Origin of the sequence: Burkholderia sp. Se-20378, from assembly GCF_017104665.1 — a bacterium.
GTDB lineage: Bacteria > Pseudomonadota > Gammaproteobacteria > Burkholderiales > Burkholderiaceae > Burkholderia > Burkholderia lata.
This window is the reverse complement of the sequence record NZ_JAAGPG010000227.1, coordinates 1-13,068: the sequence shown is the minus strand read 5'-3', so window position 1 is coordinate 13,068 and position 13,068 is coordinate 1. Positions and strand designations below refer to the sequence as shown.

The following is a 13,068-nucleotide window of genomic DNA, read 5'->3' as shown; positions in this document are numbered from 1 at the left end:
GCAAGCGGCGATCGCGCTGCTCGCCCTCGCCGCGGCCGTCGACGTGTGGCGCCGCACCCGCGACATGCGCCTGCGCGGCGCGGTGCTGGCCGTCGCCACACTGCTGTCCACGCCGTACCTGTGGAACTACGAACTGACGTGGCTCGGCATCGCGATCTTCTGCCTGATCGCACACGGCCTTGATGAAGGCTGGCTGCCGGGTGACCAGGGCATCATCGTGCTTGCGTGGCTGTTGCCGATCTTCGAGATGTTCAACCGGCTGATGAAGCTGCCGCAAATCGGACCGCTCGTGCTGCTCGCGGTGCTGTTCGTCGTCGTGCGCCGCACGGCACTGGCGTCCGGGAGCGCACGATGAGATCGTCACCGTCCGCGCGCCACGCGCACCCGGATGCCGACGTGCATCCGGAACTGCCGATCGCGGGCCCGCGCCGTTACCCGCACTGGCTCAATCGCGAACGCGTGCGCCTCTATGCGAGCGCCGCGCTGGCGACCGAGCTGCTGTTCATCTGCATCTACGTGATCCGTGTGTTCCTGTCGCACAACGGCGCGCTGGAGCCGCTGTCGCAGGATTTCTCGCCGATCTGGAGCGCCGCGTGGCTCGCCGCGCACGGGCATGCGGCCGATGCATGGCATTTTCCCGCGCTGTTCGCGGTCCAGAAGCTCGCGATCCCGACGATGTCGCTTGCGGACGGCACGCTGCCGTGGCTCTATCCGCCGTCCATGCTGCTGCTCGTGCTGCCGCTCGGCTGGCTGCCGTACACGCTGGCGCTCGTGCTGTGGCTCGGGCTCACGTACGTGCTGTTCGCGGCGACGATCCGCGCGACCGTGCAGCGCGACGCCGCATGGCTGTGCGCGCTCGCGTTCCCCGGCGCGTTCCTCACGGTGATCGTCGGACAGACCAGCCTCTTCACCGCGTTGCTCGCCGGTGCCGGCCTGCTCGCGCTGAACCGCCGCCCCGTGTACGCAGGGATCTGCTTCGGCTTGCTGACGATGAAACCGCAGCTCGCGGTGCTGTTCCCGCTCGCGCTGCTGTGCGCGGGCCAATGGCGCGCACTGGCCGCATGGGCCGCGACGATCGCGTGCAGCGTCGCGCTCTCGACACTCGCGTTCGGGTTCGGCCCGTGGCTGACGTTCGCGCATGTGATCGACAGCGTCTACGCGATCGTCGGCACCGGCCAGGCGAAGCTCGGGCGCATGCCGTCCGTGTTCGCGCTCGCAAGGATGGCCGGCTGGCCCGCGATCGTCGCCAGCAGCCTGCAACTACTGTCCGCCACAATCGCGGCGATCGCCGTCGTCTATGCATGGCGCGGCGCATGCTCGTACGCGCTGCGCGCCGCGACCCTCGCCTGCGCCTGCCTGCTCGTCAGCCCCTATCTGTACGACTACGACCTGACCTGGTACGGCATCGTGATCGCGTGGTACGCACGCTATGCGTGGACACACGGCTGGCGGCGTTTCGATCGCGAATGGCTGATGCTGCTGTGGCTGATGCCGCTCGCGGGCCTCGCGGTCGTGCCGCATCTGTCGTTCCAGTTCATGCCGCTCGTCACGCTGGCGTCGCTCGGGCTGCTCGTCGGCCGGATCGACCGGGAACGACGCGACGTGCCGTCGATGCCGGACGCACGCGATCACTCGACCGAAACCGCGTTCACGCATCAGGCCAGAACGCACCACCGCCCGGCGTACGGATTGCGCCGCACCGGCCGACCGACCATCGGCGCGCATCGGTGAAACGACATCACAAGGGGAATCATCATGCGGGAACCACCCTACACACCGCTCATCTCGCTGGTCGTGCCGTTCTATAACGAAGGCGAGGCCGTCGAGCACTTCTTCGACGTCGTGATTCCGCTGATGACGTCCATCGACGCGATCCGCTTCGAGATCGTCTGCGTGAACGACGGCAGCCGCGACGACACGCTCGAGCGACTGATCCGGATCGGCACGGGCGAGCGGCGCGTGCGCGTGATCGATCTCACCCGCAACTTCGGCAAGGAAGCCGCGCTCACGGCCGGCCTCGACGAAGCCCTCGGCGACGCGGTGATCCCGCTCGACGCCGACCTGCAGGATCCGCCGAGCCTGATTCCCGTGATGATCGAGCACTGGCGCGACGGCGCGGAAGTCGTCGCCGCGAAGCGCAGCAACCGTGCGTGCGACTCGTTCGCGAAACGCACGGCGGCCGCGATCTACTATCGCGTGCACAACCTGCTGTCGGACGTGAAACTGCCGGAGAACGTCGGCGATTTCCGGCTGATGGACCGCAAGGTCGTGAACGCGCTGCGCAATCTGCCCGAGCGGCATCGCTTCATGAAGGGGCTGTTCGCGTGGGTCGGCTACCGGACCGTGATCGTCGAATACCAGCGCGACCCGCGCAGTGCCGGGCACTCGAAGTTCTCCGGCTGGAAGCTGTGGAATTTCGCGCTGGAAGGCATCACCAGCTTCAGCACCGTGCCGCTGCGCAGCTGGACCTACATCGGCGTCGGCATCGCCGCGCTCGCGTTCCTGTACGGCGCGTTCATCATCTTCCGCACGCTGCTGTTCGGCAATCCGGTGCTCGGCTACGCGTCGCTGATCTCGGTCACGCTGTTCATCGGCGGGATCGAGCTCATCGGGATCGGGGTCGTCGGCGAATACATCGGGCGGATCTACGACGAGTCGAAGCAACGGCCCGTCTACCTGATCCGCCGCCGCTACCAGGTGCACAGCAAGGTGATCGAACTACCGGTCGCACGCGATGCGCGCCGCCAGATCGCCCGCCGGCGCATGCAGGCGACGCGTGCGCGGGTCGGCGCACGCTGACGCGCGCCGATGGCCATGATCGCCCTGCTTCATGCCGAGCGCACGCGGCTCGTGCGCTTCGGCGTGTCCGGGCTCGGCTCGACCGCGATCCACACGCTGGTCGCGGCGGCCCTGTTCGCGCAGTTCGATGCGACGCTGGTGACGGCGAACGCGCTCGCCTTCCTCTGCGCGACCGCGTTCTCGTATCTCGCGAATACGCTGTGGAGCTTCTCGTCGACGGTGCGCACGCGCAACGCGGTGCGCTTTCTCGCGGTCACGCTGGCCGGCTTCGTCGAAACGATGCTGCTCGCGCGCGCGGCCGAAGCGCTCGACGCGTCCTGCGCGATGAGCATCGTCGCGATCGCGCTGCTGGTTCCGCCGACCACGTTCGTGCTGCACCGGCTGTGGACCTACCGGTAAGCGGTCTTTCCCCCGCCACACCCGAAGATAATCGGCCATCCAATTAACAGATTCAATATCGTCATATTTACGCGATGCATCGAATCGATTGATTCCGATTTTAAAATTACGATCTGAAACAATATTAAATACCCTGTTTACTTTTACAGCTCCCCGAATTAACCGAACGGGATAACCTGCATTCGCCATCTCGACTGCACGTGCCCTGATCGGCACAAAGCCTTGCAGGACAAGGCGATGGCGACTGCACGAAGAAATTCGCGCAACAATAAGTCCCATTCATTCAAACGGGAGCTTCTATGTCACGCGTCACCGATGTGCTCGTCTCTTTCGATACCGAAACCATCCTCAAAAAATATCCGAATCCCAGCAAGAATCCGGCCGCGCCGACGCTGATCGATTGGCGCTATGTCTATATGGTGACCAACCAGGACAACGTCATCTCCGGGCAGGCGGGCGGCGAACTCGACCTGAAGGCGCAGGTCGGCGACCTGATCCGCTGGCGTGAAACGAGCCTGTCGCTGGGCTTCGAGAACCAGGTGGTGTTCTACAAGTTCGTCGGCAACGTCGGCAACGAACTGATCTCGACGCCGACGCCGCGCGTCGCGGAAGCGTCCATCCCGGTGCCGAACACCAGCAAGCCCGAGGTGCCCACCTGCCAGAAGGTCGCGAACTACTACTGGTCGTCGGAATGCCTGAAGGTCGGCCGCGTGACCTACCACTTCCAGTTCCAGATCATCGATCGCAACTGCCAGAGCCAGGGCTGCTTCTCCTGGGATCCGTTCATCTCGATCCATAACTGATCGCGGCAGGCGGGCGGCCGCGCGGCGGCTGCCCGCGTCATCCCATTGATGCGGAGGAAGCGCTCATGTCTGGTCTTCGTTGCGATGTGCTGGTGATCGTCGACGCCGTCACGCTGCTGTCGGCCTACCCCGAGGCGAGCCGGGACCCCGCCGCACCGACCGTGATCGACGGCCGGCACCTCTATGTGGTGAGCCCCGGCGGCGATGCACAGCTCGGCCACAACGACAGTCGCCTCTTTACCGGCCTGTCGCCGGGCGATCAGCTGCACCTGCGCGAAACCGCGCTGGCCCTGCGCGCCGAGGTGAGCGTGCTGTTCATCCGGTTCGCGCTGAAGGATGCGGGCATCGTCGCGCCGATCGAACTCGAGGTACGCGATGCGGCCGCGCCCGTGCCGGATGCCGACGACCTGCTGCATCCGTCGTGCCGGCCGATGAAGGATCACTACTGGCGCAGCGACGTGCTGGCCGCGGGCGCGACCACGTGCACGGCCGATTTCGCCGTGTGCGACCGCGACGGCGCCGTATCGGGTTATTTCCGCTGGGAAACGTCGATCGAGATCGCCGGGAGCCAGCCGGACACGAAGCAGCCCGGTTTCAAGCCGTCGTCGGATCGTAACGGCAACTTCACGCTGCCGCCGAATACCGCGTTCAAGGCGATCTTCTACGCGAATGCCGCCGACCGGCAGGACCTGAAACTCTTCATCGACGATGCACCGGAACCGGCCGCATCGTTCGTCGGCAACAGCGCGGACGGCGTCAGGTTGTTCACGTTGAACTCGAAGGGCGGCAAGATCCGGATCGCGGCCTCGGCCAATGGCAGGCCATCCGCGACCGATGCGCGCCTCGCGCCGCTGTCCGCGGGCGACACCGTCTGGCTCGGCTGGCTCGGCGCCGAGGACGGCGCCGATGCCGACTACAACGACGGGATCGTGATTCTGCAGTGGCCGATCACCTGAGCGTCGCGTCAAGCGGCACTCGGGCGGCTCAGGTACGCGGCAGCCCCGGAGGGTTGGTCTGCGACTGCTCGATCGCTTCGGCATCGAGGCTCCAGCGGCCGAGCACCTTCCGGTAGCTGCCGTTCGCGATCAACGCATTGATCGAGACCGTCAGCGGTTCGGCGAGGCCGCTGCCCTTGCGCGTCGTGATCGCAATGTCCGCGGTGCGCGGCCAGCCGCCGCTCACGGTGCCGATCAGCTTCGCGTCGCCGCGCAGCGACGCCTGGTACGCGAGCATCGAATTCACGCTGAAGATCGTGTCGACGCGCCCCGACTGCAGCGCGACCCAGCGCTCCGCCGCATCCGCGTAATACTGGATCTCGACCGGCGCAAGGCCGCGCGCGACGTTCTGCCGGTTCCATTCGAGCAGGATCTTCTCCTGGTTCGTGCCCGAATCGGTCACGACGCGCAGCCCGGCGACGTCTTTCGGCTCGCGGATCGCGGTGATCCGGCTGCCGTTCTTCACGTAGAAGCCGAGCTGATCCTTCCGGTAGGTCGAGAAGTCGAATTTCTCCTTGCGCTGCTCGGTCACCGTCACGTTCGAGATCACCGCGTCGACCTTGCCGGACTGCAGCGCGAGCGGCCAGTCGGCCCACGAGAGCGGCACGATCTTCAGCTTGCGGCCGATGCTGTCCGCGACGAGCTGCGCGAGATCGGGATCGAAGCCGACTACCGTTCGCGCATCGGTCGCATAGGTACTGAGCGGCGGCAGGTTCGGCGCGATGCCGATCGTCAGTGCGTTCGCCTCGGCGAACCGGAAGCCGGCCGGCAATGCCTGCTCGACCGCCGGGTTCACGGCGCCGCGCTGCCGGCCCGGCTGCTCGGGGCTCAGGTCGAACGTCGCGGCCTGCGCGGCAACGCTGCCGCCGATCAGGACGGCGGCCAGCACGCGGACGACGCGCACAACGGGAAATGCGGTTCTTCTCATTTCTGGTGGATTCCTTCCTGTTCGATGAAACCTGTACCGAACGCGGGCGGGGCGAACGATTTTCACCGTCCGTCTCCGCCTGGCGTTCCCGGCCCGCTCAGGCGGGCGTCGCTTCGAGTTCGGCCGTGGCCGCGCGTTGCGTTACCGGTTGCACAACCGGCGACGGGTTCGCCGCCTGCGATTCGCCCGCATACAGCGCCTTCGGATCGAACACGCGCGCCTGCAGCGGCGTGAACGCGCGGAAGTTCCACAGGCTGCGCGCGACGAATACACGCTGCACCCAGCGGAATGCCCGGTCGTTCTCGTCGTATTGCGGATCGAAGCGGTCACGCGAATGCAGCGTGAAATGGTTGTTGATCAGCACCAGCTTGCCCGGCTGCACCTGTACGCCGAACGACACCTCGCGCACCGCGCGGTACAGGTTGGCCAGCGCCTCCTGCGCGCGCTTGTTGACCGCCAGCACCATGTCCGGATAGAACGCGACCGTCACGCGCGGCGCATCGAGCGGCCCCGACAGCACGGCGCTCAGGTCGGTGTTGTCGCGCGGCGTCGGTGCCGCGCCGCGCCACCGGTAAGGCACGCGGATGATGTAGTGCTCACCGTAGAGTTGCGCGATGTCCTCCGGCGACAGCCGCTCCAGCGCGCGGCGCGCATCGGCGAGCCGCGTGTACGGACCGCCGCCGGCTTCGCTGCGCACGCCGAGCAGCAGCAACGCGAACGGCGACGTATCGCCTTCCGGCATGTGCGCCTGCGCGGCGTTCTCGATATGGAAATCGAGCTCGACCTCCGAGCCGAGGCCCGTATAGTCGCGCGCGGTCGCCTTGTGCGGCGTGAGGTTGTTCACGAGCTCGCGGCCTTCGTGCGCGATCGAGTACGGCTCGCCGGCCAGCGTGCTCAGGGCGACCAGCACGTTCTCGCTCAACACGCCGGCCTTGAACGAGCGGCCGGTTTCCTCGAATCTCGGGCTGCCCGTCACGTCGTCGTCGATCGGCAGGTTGTCGATCTCGATCGAGCCGTGCGCATCGGCGGTGGGCGCCTTCGCGCGGTCGAACGCGTCGACGATCCGGTCGGGAAACGCGTTGTAGGCAAGCTTGCGCACCGCGCTGATGTAGCCCGCGCCGCCGGCCGGATCATAGGCCAGTGCGCCGAGCGTCTTCCGGATGTGACTGGATTCCGCTGCCGTCAAAACGATGCGTTCATCTGCGAGATAGGTCATAGGTCTCTCGTATAAAGATCGGGGGTCGATAAGCGGTAGGCACTACCGCCGCGCGTTGCCGTCCTCGGGGCGCAGCGCTCGACAAGACTAGGAGACCGTCATTGCATTGCGAAATGATATTAATTCGATTGCAAACAAAAAATTTAGATATATGTTCAGCAACGCGTCGGGCGGCAGGCCGCGCCGTTCGGATCGTCGCTTAACACGAATGGTTGTTAAAAAAGCGATGGTTATTATTTGTATTCGTTAGCAGGTCGATGCTAGTTTTCTGTCGGATTCGACGATGCGCCGGACGTCGATCGGCAGCCGGCGTCCTTCCTCCGCTCTACGGAAACCCGTCAGATGAACCGATTCAGCCTGCTGCGCAGTGCGCTCGGCGGCGACGCCTCCTTGCCTGCGTGCCACCTCGACCGCCACACGGCACGGAGGACGCGATGAGCGATCGCGCTCCGGTACTCGACCGCGCGCTGGCCACCGCCGCGCCGCCGCACCGCACGTCGCTGCGCGCGATCCTCCCGACCGTCGCGGCCGCGAGCCTCGGCTTCGCGATCGTCCAGCTCGACGTCACCGTGGTCAACGTCGCGATTCCGAGCCTCGGCCATTCGTTCGGATCGAGCGTCCACGGGCTGCAATGGATCGTCGATGCGTACACGCTGTCGTTCGCCGCGCTGCTGCTGACGTCCGGCACGCTGGCCGACCGCTTCGGCAGCCGCCGGCTGTTCGCGTACGGTCTCGCGCTGTTGCTGCTGGCATCGCTCGGCTGCGCGCTTGCGCCGTCGCTGGCCGCGCTGATCGCCGCGCGTGTCGCGCAGGGCGTCGGCGCCGCGATGATCCTGCCCACGTCGCTCGCGCTCATCACGCACGCTTGCGCGAACGACACCGCCGCGCGCGTGAAAGCCGTCGCCTGGTGGAGCGCGACGGGTGGCGCGATCAGCGCGGCCGGACCGACGCTCGGCGGCCTGCTGATCGATACGCTCGGCTGGCGCGCGATCTTCTTCATCAACCTGCCGATCTGCGCGGCCGGGCTGTGGCTCACGCTGTGCCACGTGCGGGATTCGGCTGCCGCGCGCACGCGGCTGTTCGATCCGGCCGGCCAGATCGTCGCGGTGCTCGTGCTGGGGCTGCTGACGGGCGGGATCATCCGTGCCGGCGCGCTGGGGATTGGCGATCCGTATGCGGCGGGCGCGCTGGCCGCGTCGTTCGTGCTCGGCGCACTGTTTGTCGCGATCGAGCGGCGCGTGGCCGCGCCGATGCTGCAGCTCGCATTCTTCCGGATCGCGCGCGTGCCCGGCGTGCTCGCGATCGGTGCCGTCACGAATGCCGCGTTCTACGGGCTGATCTTCTCGCTGAGCCTCTATTTCCAGAACGCGCGCGGCTTCACCGCGACCGAGTCGGGGCTCGCGCTCGCGCCGCTCACGATCATCATGCTCGCCAACATCGCGAGCGCGCGTCTGGCCGTCCGCCACGGATTCCGCACGACCGTCATCGTCGGCCTCACGGTGTCGCTCGCCGGCTACGTGTGGCTGTGGCAGACGCTCGGCGCGCACACGCCGTATGCCCTATTGGCACCCGGGCTTGCGGCGATGGCGATCGGCGGCGGCATCGCGATTCCCGCGCTGACGTCCACGATGCTCGGCAGCGTCGAAGCCGGCCGCTCGGCCACCGCGTCGGCGATCCTCAATACCGCACGCCAGGTGGGCGCAGCCGTCGGCGTCGCAGCGCTCGGCGCGCTGGTCGCGGGCCAGGGTGCGGCGATCGTGGCCGGCGCGGTGCGCGGGTTCGCCGTCGCAGCCCTGCTCGTCGCGATCTGCATCGTGCTGGCCGCACGCTGGCCCGTCGATGCGCGCGATACCGGCCCGCGGGCCTGAGCCCGCACCGCTCGCCCCCTTCAACCGATCCCACAGCCCAACGAGGAATCCATGCCGCATCGTTTCATCGATACCGTCCTGATCGTCGACGGCGCGTCGACAGCCGCCTATCTGGCGCCCGCGTTTCGCGCGTACGGCATCCGTTGCGCGCACGTGATCAGCGACCCCGACCTGCCGGAAATCTACCGGAACCAGTTCGTCCCGTCCGACTACATCCGCCAGGTCCAGCATCGCGGCGATATCGACGCGACGCTCGCGCAACTGAGCGATCTGCGGATCGGCGCGGTGCTGCACGGGCTCGACGCGGCGCTGGAACTGGCCGACACGCTGGCCGAGCGGCTCGACGTGCCGACTCGCAATCCGCTCGCGACGTCGGCCGCGCGGCGCGACAAGTACGCGATGAACGAGCGCATCCGCCAGGCCGGCCTGCGCGCCCCGGCGCACTTCCACAGTACGTCGGTCGACGCCGCGCTCGAATGGGCGCGCGCGTACGGCACGCTGCCGCTCGTGGTGAAGCCGGCGCGCAGCGCGGGCGTGGCCGGCGTGAAGATCTGCCGGACGCTCGACCAGGTCGAGGCCGCCGCGCGCGACGTGCTGGCCACCCGCTCGCTGTACAACCAGCCGAACGACGACATCGTGATCCAGAGCTATTCGGAGGGGCAGGAATACATCGTCGATTCGGTGTCGTTCGAAGGCCGCCACCGGGTGGTCAGCCTGTGGGAAGTGCACCGCGACCGCACGCATGCGCCGCGGCTCGACAAGATGCTGGTGCTGAATCACGCCGATCCGCGCTACGCGCCGCTGCTCGACTACGCGGCCGACGTGCTCGATGCGCTGGAAGTCCGCTTCGGCCCGACCCATCTCGAACTGTTCGATACGGCCGACGGCCCGACGATCGTCGAACTGAACGCGCGGCTGCACGGCAGCCTCGATCCGCGGCTGACGAGCGCGGTCAGCGGCGAAAATCACGTATCGGCGACGGTCGAGGCCGTGCTGCATCCGGAGCGGCTGTTCGGCGACGTCGCCGCCCCGACGGATTTTCGGGGTTACTGCGGGCACGTGCTGCTGCTGTCGTCGCGCAACGGCGTGCTCCGGCAGGACTTCACGTGGCAGGCGATCCAGGCGCTGCCGTCGTTCGTCGGGCTCAAGCAATGGGCGAAGGTGGGCGACACGCTGCGTGTGACGACCGACCTGCAGACGGCGCTCGGCACGGTCGGCCTCTACAGCCCGACGTTCGAGCGCCTGCTCGAGGATTGCCGGCGGATTCGCGAGATCGAGGCCGATTTCTTCGCGGACGAACGGGCGGTTGCGCCGGCGTAGCTGCGAACCTTCGACAGGTTGCATCGATGGTTCCAAAGGCGGGAGGTCAGTCGCGACTTGCCCGATGAGCACGAGGTTCCGCAGATGCGAGTCATTGTTCGTCGGACGGTGCGCGTTGGGAAGTTCACTTACTTGTCCCGAGCGCAGCTGTTGGCTACAGGACCGGCCGTGGATGAAACTTCGCGTCGCGGAAACGCCAGATGGACGGCGCCGTCAGCACCGCCAACCAGTTTGATTTCATCGAAGCTCAGATTTCTCACCGATAACCCCTTTGGTCATTAAAGAATTTTACTTGCCCATAGCATTCGTAAATCTAGCTGCCTCCTTTACTATTTGCACGACGGACCACGAAACCAGCAAAATCTTTGAGACAAATGATTGTATCGGCGTTAAATTAATCAAATCAATGGAACGAAGTGCGCCGAAGCTGATAGACACCCATATCAAGACATAAAAAAATAATCTCAAATTTATTTTGTTCATAGGTTGTCTCATGCCACCTCGTTATAAACATCTCGGGGACTGGCGTGCCGGATTTTCCGCAAAGCCCCTGCTGCATAAGGCTTTGCGACAACCGGGGCGGCGCCAGACAAATATTTGCGGGCGACGTACGCATCCGTCAAAGCCCTTGTTGCATGGGGAACCAGCCAGTCAACGGTGCCCGCCGTCGAATCAGTTGTTCAACCGCTCAGTGTTTACCGATAAGGCTGAACGGACTTGCGTATAACGGAGTGCTCTCAGGTCTGTCGTGCTATTTCTGTTACGAAAAATTACAGCACGTGAAGAGCTGCTGTCAATCGCAATATTCTTACAAAACGGAAGACTCCGTCGCAACAAGGACACCCGGCGAATAGCCCTCACAATATTATTCGGAATACTTATATCGACATAAAATGGAATTGCGTGTCGGACGCCTGACTCTTGCTTCCTGCCTTCGTTTGCTCTTTCTTGCTCATGTGCATCACCTCGATGCCTGACAGGAAGATGCGGGCACTGCGCAACGCCTTGAAGCTCATAATCGCTCGCGTGTGCCGCTTGATCGCACGGTGGTCCTGTTCGACGACGTTGTTCAGGTGCTTCTGCTGGCGGATTCGGATCGGTTGTTCCCGCTCGGCGTTGATCCGCTGCAGCGCGGCCAGGTTTGCGCCGCTCTTGTCGATCGTCACCGTCTCGCTTGTGCCATTCTCTGGTCGATCGTTTTCCAAAGTAGCGCTGGGCCGCGGCCTTGTCCCAATGGGTTCGCCGCAAGCAGTCAACGGTGGATCGGTCGCTTGCTACGCTGAAACGCCTTTTCCAGTTTCGGCGGCAGCCTCATGTCCCGGCACTGTCGAGTGATCCACCGACGGACCGCGTGCCGCCATCATTTCCGCCAGATGGCGAAGGCCGAGCGGGTAGGTGATATCACCGCCGCACGGGAACCGGGCCATCGCGCCCATGGAGCGACGCGTCGCCGTGGTCGCCGGTTTCGATCCTCCTGAAATACGGCAGGACAGGTTCATACGACCCGTTCTCGAGCCCTCGGTCGATCCAGTACTGGAGATCCGTGGAGCGTTCGCACGAATCTGCCCGCGTTGATCGACGACCCGCCGCCACGGACACGTGCGTGAATTTCGACCGGCTGCCCGTCGACGTGCGTAGCACAGTCGTCCCAGCAGATGTTCGGCGTTCCACCGACGGTGAAATCCTGACTGACGGCGACCCGCGCCGCCGCCCTAACGCACGAGCAGCGCGCCCGCCTGCCGCCCCAGCACCGCGCGCAATGCGTCGAGTTCGGGCAGCGCGGGCGCTTCCTCCGGCGTGACGAGATACGTCGTCACGCTGTCGAGATCGGCGAACGCATGCACGCGCAATTCCTTGCGCGCGACGTGCTCGGTCGTGATCCGCTTCGGCAGGATCGCGATGCCCATGCCGGCCGCCACGCAGCCGAGGATCGCGCCGAACGTGCCGAACGACGCCACCGACTCGATCGCGATGCCGCGCGCCTTCAGCCAGTGCTCCGCGACCGCGCGATACGGGCAGCCGTCGTGAAACGCGAGCAGCCGCACCGGGTTGTCGGCCAGCACCTGCCGCCGCGTCACCGTGGCTGCGCTCACCAGCACCATCTCTTCGGCGAACGCCGGCTCATAGCGCAAGCCGGGGCGGACGACCGCGCGCGCGGTGAGCGCGGCGTCGATCCGGCCGCGCAGCAGCGCGTCGGCCAGATCCGGCTCGCTGCCGATCTGCACCGCGAGGCCCAGCGCCGGATCGCGCTCCTTCAACGCGGCGGCGAGCGCCGGCAGCCGCGTGGCCGCCGTGCTTTCCATCGAGCCGAGCCGGAAACTGCGCGCGACCGGCGTCTCGCGCACCACCTGCGTCGCTTCGTCGACGAGGCGCAGGATGCGGTCGCAGTAAGGGATCAGCCGGCGCCCGGCATCGTTCAGCACCAGCCGCTTGCCGTGCCGGTCGAACAGCGGCGCGTCGAGCGACTCTTCGAGCTGGCGCAGCCGCGCGGTGACGTTCGACTGCGTGCAGCCGAGCCGGTCGGCCGCGCGCAGCGCGCTGCCTTCCTGAACGACGGCCCGGAAGGTTTCGAGCAGAGGGATGTTCATATCACTTTCTCTTGTTACAGATTGTATTTATATCATTTTACTTCGCCAAAAATCCGGATTAGCCTTGCAGATACCCGGTGCCCGACGGCCCGTTTCCGAGGAATCCGCATGCCATTCTCCGTCTGCCCTGGTCGTACGAGCGTCCGCCGTCA

Annotated in this window: 10 protein-coding genes and 2 pseudogenes; 8 read left to right on the top strand and 4 right to left on the bottom strand. The window is 65.7% G+C overall.

Annotated features, from left to right (window positions below):
* The 6 genes and pseudogenes from G3N93_RS22325 to G3N93_RS41670 form a co-directional block, all read left to right on the top strand.
* Window positions 1-355 (top strand): annotated as a pseudogene (locus G3N93_RS22325) (hypothetical protein); the annotation flags it as partial.
* Entirely contained in the window at window positions 352-1,731 is a 1,380-nt protein-coding gene (locus tag G3N93_RS22320) for a glycosyltransferase family 87 protein (protein ID WP_206133971.1), read from the top strand. The pseudogene G3N93_RS22325 and the gene G3N93_RS22320, both read left to right, overlap by 4 nt.
* Before the next feature lie 24 nt (window positions 1,732-1,755).
* A complete protein-coding gene (locus tag G3N93_RS22315) occupies window positions 1,756-2,799 on the top strand; it encodes a glycosyltransferase family 2 protein (RefSeq protein ID WP_206123348.1) in 1,044 nt (347 codons plus the stop codon).
* Window positions 2,800-2,814: 15 nt separating this feature from the next.
* Window positions 2,815-3,198: a GtrA family protein gene (locus G3N93_RS22310; RefSeq protein ID WP_206133970.1), complete on the top strand. Its 384-nt coding sequence runs from the start codon at window positions 2,815-2,817 to the stop codon at window positions 3,196-3,198.
* A 299-nt stretch (window positions 3,199-3,497) separates the two neighbouring features.
* Entirely contained in the window at window positions 3,498-4,001 is a 504-nt protein-coding gene (locus G3N93_RS22305) for an inclusion body family protein (protein WP_011349899.1), read from the top strand.
* Window positions 4,002-4,066: 65 nt separating this feature from the next.
* Window positions 4,067-4,957 (top strand): AidA/PixA family protein, encoded by an 891-nt coding sequence (locus tag G3N93_RS41670; protein WP_241011766.1) that lies wholly within the window; start codon window positions 4,067-4,069, stop codon window positions 4,955-4,957.
* A 28-nt stretch (window positions 4,958-4,985) separates the two neighbouring features.
* On the opposite strand, the gene G3N93_RS22295 is transcribed toward G3N93_RS41670, so the two are convergent.
* Together G3N93_RS22295 and G3N93_RS22290 are read right to left on the bottom strand one after the other, a co-directional pair.
* Window positions 4,986-5,924: an ABC transporter substrate-binding protein gene (locus tag G3N93_RS22295; protein WP_206133969.1), complete on the bottom strand. Its 939-nt coding sequence runs from the start codon at window positions 5,922-5,924 to the stop codon at window positions 4,986-4,988.
* A gap of 97 nt (window positions 5,925-6,021) precedes the next feature.
* Window positions 6,022-7,140: a TauD/TfdA family dioxygenase gene (locus G3N93_RS22290; RefSeq protein WP_206133968.1), complete on the bottom strand. Its 1,119-nt coding sequence runs from the start codon at window positions 7,138-7,140 to the stop codon at window positions 6,022-6,024.
* A gap of 434 nt (window positions 7,141-7,574) precedes the next feature.
* Between G3N93_RS22290 and G3N93_RS22285 the strand changes: the two genes are divergently transcribed.
* Together G3N93_RS22285 and G3N93_RS22280 are read left to right on the top strand one after the other, a co-directional pair.
* Window positions 7,575-9,008 (top strand): MFS transporter, encoded by a 1,434-nt coding sequence (locus G3N93_RS22285; protein ID WP_206133967.1) that lies wholly within the window; start codon window positions 7,575-7,577, stop codon window positions 9,006-9,008.
* A 51-nt stretch (window positions 9,009-9,059) separates the two neighbouring features.
* Window positions 9,060-10,328 carry an ATP-grasp domain-containing protein gene (locus tag G3N93_RS22280; RefSeq protein ID WP_206133966.1) on the top strand — a complete coding sequence of 423 codons (1,269 nt, stop codon included), beginning with the start codon at window positions 9,060-9,062 and terminating at the stop codon, window positions 10,326-10,328.
* Between the two features lie 878 nt (window positions 10,329-11,206).
* Here G3N93_RS22280 and G3N93_RS41665 read toward each other — a convergent pair.
* A pseudogene (locus tag G3N93_RS41665) lies at window positions 11,207-11,728 on the bottom strand (DDE-type integrase/transposase/recombinase); the annotation flags it as partial.
* Window positions 11,729-12,040: 312 nt separating this feature from the next.
* Complete coding sequence (locus G3N93_RS22270; RefSeq protein ID WP_206133964.1) at window positions 12,041-12,916, bottom strand: LysR family transcriptional regulator; 876 nt, start codon at window positions 12,914-12,916, stop codon at window positions 12,041-12,043.
* Between the last annotated feature and the right edge of the window lie 152 nt (window positions 12,917-13,068).

Bases quoted from the DNA above. Each gene is read 5' to 3' on its own strand.
- G3N93_RS22320 (WP_206133971.1), top strand. From the start codon at position 352: ATGAGATCGTCACCGTCCGCGCGCCACGCGCACCCGGATGCCGACGTG.
- G3N93_RS22315 (WP_206123348.1), top strand. From the start codon at position 1,756: ATGCGGGAACCACCCTACACACCGCTCATCTCGCTGGTCGTGCCGTTC.
- G3N93_RS22310 (WP_206133970.1), top strand. From the start codon at position 2,815: ATGATCGCCCTGCTTCATGCCGAGCGCACGCGGCTCGTGCGCTTCGGC.
- G3N93_RS22305 (WP_011349899.1), top strand. From the start codon at position 3,498: ATGTCACGCGTCACCGATGTGCTCGTCTCTTTCGATACCGAAACCATC.
- G3N93_RS41670 (WP_241011766.1), top strand. From the start codon at position 4,067: ATGTCTGGTCTTCGTTGCGATGTGCTGGTGATCGTCGACGCCGTCACG.
- G3N93_RS22295 (WP_206133969.1), bottom strand. From the start codon at position 5,924: ATGAGAAGAACCGCATTTCCCGTTGTGCGCGTCGTCCGCGTGCTGGCC.
- G3N93_RS22290 (WP_206133968.1), bottom strand. From the start codon at position 7,140: ATGACCTATCTCGCAGATGAACGCATCGTTTTGACGGCAGCGGAATCC.
- G3N93_RS22285 (WP_206133967.1), top strand. From the start codon at position 7,575: ATGAGCGATCGCGCTCCGGTACTCGACCGCGCGCTGGCCACCGCCGCG.
- G3N93_RS22280 (WP_206133966.1), top strand. From the start codon at position 9,060: ATGCCGCATCGTTTCATCGATACCGTCCTGATCGTCGACGGCGCGTCG.
- G3N93_RS22270 (WP_206133964.1), bottom strand. From the start codon at position 12,916: ATGAACATCCCTCTGCTCGAAACCTTCCGGGCCGTCGTTCAGGAAGGC.